This is a genomic window from Chitinivibrionales bacterium (assembly GCA_014728215.1).
Classification (GTDB): domain Bacteria; phylum Fibrobacterota; class Chitinivibrionia; order Chitinivibrionales; family WJKA01; genus WJKA01.
The window spans coordinates 1-2862 of the sequence record WJLZ01000046.1 but is presented as its reverse complement, the minus strand read 5'-3'; the positions used below and the strand labels follow the sequence as shown (position 1 = coordinate 2862).

Annotated in this window: 2 protein-coding genes; one reads left to right on the top strand and one right to left on the bottom strand. The window is 44.0% G+C overall.

Annotated elements, in window-relative coordinates:
* Positions 1-663: 663 nt before the first annotated feature.
* Positions 664-1827 carry an MFS transporter gene (locus tag GF401_03290; protein MBD3344067.1) on the top strand — a complete coding sequence of 388 codons (1164 nt, stop codon included), beginning with the start codon at positions 664-666 and terminating at the stop codon, positions 1825-1827.
* 89 nt (positions 1828-1916) lie between these two features.
* Here GF401_03290 and GF401_03285 read toward each other — a convergent pair whose 3' ends face one another.
* On the bottom strand, positions 1917-2480 hold the full coding sequence (locus GF401_03285) for a GNAT family N-acetyltransferase (GenBank protein MBD3344066.1): 564 nt from the start codon (positions 2478-2480) through the stop codon (positions 1917-1919).
* Positions 2481-2862 lie beyond the last annotated feature (382 nt).

Here is a 2862-nt window from a genome sequence, read left to right as displayed (position 1 = left end):
TCGCTAGGTCTCCCTGCGGAACTGGTGTTAGCCGGTCAGACGCCGAATTACCACTACACATTTTTGTATAATCATGTCGGTTTTTATTTTGGCACTCATCCGGAAGAACTTGCTGAAGTACGCATTTCATCTGATAATGACTGGTATAGGTATCATGGAGCGCTCGAAATCGGTACGACTCTGTCTGATTTCCTGGCAGGCTATTCGCCCGACAGGATTATTGAAGATCAGGAAATAGACTGGGATTTACGCGATACGTTGTTTAAAAAAAGAAAAGGCAGGCCGGGTCTGCATTATATCAATCTCAGTCAGGAAAAGTTAAGGATATTTTTCAGAGATGATGTAATTGTCTCTATGTATTTCTATTGACCATGCGGTTTGTTGGAACGCTGAGTATTAGTGCAATATGGTTATGTACCGCCGGTAGAGTTCGAAAAAGCATATTAAGATGAGGTTGAAGCTCGAGCTGAAGTGGCTGGACTCACATTAGACAGTCTCCGGGATACCCGGGGCGGTTCAAAGTCTGATCAATACAGACTTTGAGCCGAGTATTTTGATCTCGCGTGCTTTTCGAAATGAAACTAAACGTTATCATTTCATCGCGGTAGAAAATGTTTCGTATATCATTATGTATCCCAAGACTTTGGAGTTTGATGGAGAATTATGAAAAAAAGACAAACAACCGCATTGTTTATAACGAGCTTAGTACCATTTGTAGTAGGCAACGGCTTGTTACCTCATCTCCCAGTTTATGCCCGTACATTTGGCGCTTCGTCATTCGCATCAGGTTATTATGTTGCCATTGCCTTTACAGCCACGGCTATAGGATCAATTATCGCAGGAAAACTATCGGATCTTCTTGATAGAAGAAAAGTATTGCTCTGGTTTTCTACAGGCTGCATGGTTCCACTAATCTACTTGATGGGAATGGCAACAAGCTTTTCGCAGCTGGCCGTACTAACAGGCCTTGTTTGGTTTTTCGGAGGAGCTGCGATTTCCTTAGTAGCGATTTTAGTGGGATTGTCTGCAGATACACCAAAAAGAGGAAGATCATTTGGAATAGTTGGTATAACTGTTCCCGCGGGCACCTTAATTGGCGGCATCGTAATAGGGCCGATTATTGACCATTCTGGGTATGGCACCATGTTTTTGGTTCTTTCATGCTTTTCGTTGCTATCCCCCATTGCTATATTGTTGCTTCACGATAAATCCACGAATCGATCTGAAACCCACGTTGCAGTTCAACACTCGGACAAAAGGGTACGCAGATTATTCATTCTTGTACTCTTCGCTCAGCTGATCGCCATGATCGCGAATGGAAGTGGTCACCTTGGCCGATCTTTGTCCATGGATATGCTGGAATATAGTTCAACGTCAATCTCAACTACTGCAATAGCTGCCGGGCTAATCGCTCTGCCAATACCATTTTTATTAGGATACCTATCCGATAAGTTTGGTAGAAAGAAGGTCTTGCTATCCGCATATCTTTCCGGCGCGCTATCGTTGATCTTGTTCGCTGTATCTGTGCGGATTTGGCATTTTTGGATAGGAGCATCTTTCTTAGCAGTTCTTGGGGTGAGCCTCAGTATCGGACCCGCTCTGATGACAGACATTTTCCCGAAAAAAAATATTGGGAGCGCTATCTCGCTTTTTCAAGGATTTAGCTGGATCGGGAGCATTGTCGGATCTGCTGGGTTTGGGTACGTTTTTCAGCGGTGCGGATTACAGAATGGTTTTCTGATTGGGACAGTGTTTCCGATAGCCAGCGCGAGCATTTTGCTGCTTACCTTCAATCCACAAAAAACACGGTATCGAAACTCTTTGTAATGTTTGAACCGACACAGACGATAGCTAAGTGGTAACAAGAAAATCAATCGAGCCAAACTCAACGACTAGGCACCTGGTTTTCCGCGTGACTAATCGGGTTGCTGGCTAAATAAACTCTTAAATTCAGCACTAAAAACCAGCATGTGTATTATGTCGTTGAAACTACCATTTATAAAAGCGTGGTCCTTTCGCCGTCCCTCTTCGACAAAGCCCATTTTTTTATAACAGCATATGGCCGCCGCGTTTCGATCACGTACATTGAGCTCAACTTTATGAAGCTCCAGCTCGGAAAATACAGTCTTGAGGATCAATCCTACCGCTTCACTTCCGTATCCTTTGCTTCTGTCCTGCCTCTTGCCAATCACTACGCTCAAAATGGCATTCTTATCAACCAGATCAATCGATGTTAGGTCAATTCCCCCTATGTATAGGTCCGTTCCCTTGCTGGCAATTGCATAAAACAAAGCATCTTCCGGAGGGTTCTCTATTATTCCCCGAAGTCGTTCCTCAATTACCTGATATTCCTGTGATTCTCGGAATTTCCTACCCATCCATTTCGTCGTTTCGTCATCATTCCACCACTCATATATTGATCTTGCGTCATCCAGTTTATATGATCTCAGATTGACCGATTTACCTGTAATAGTTTTCATACGTTATGTTGTACCAAGAGTACGTAATTAACCATGATATCGCCGTCAGACTGGCTCGTATCCAAAATTTCTGTCCGGTCGTAGGTATCGAAGGAATTGATTTGCTTAAGTTTCATTATAGCCATGCTTGTAATGAGAAATCGCCGATTCTGAATAGTATTCCTTCCCCAAAACGGCGTCTTGCTGAAACACCTTTAGATGCTCATCGGGTATTTCTGGTATCCAGTACTGCTTTGACGAGATTGCCGGCATTCTTGGGTGTCCCTTCGTCGGCAAATCAGCGACCATTATCTCAGTATACAACCCAAACTCGCGAGCGCTAACGGGAATCCCGTCATCTCCAACAAGCTGGCTGTGGCCGAGGAAAAATCGTATCGAACGC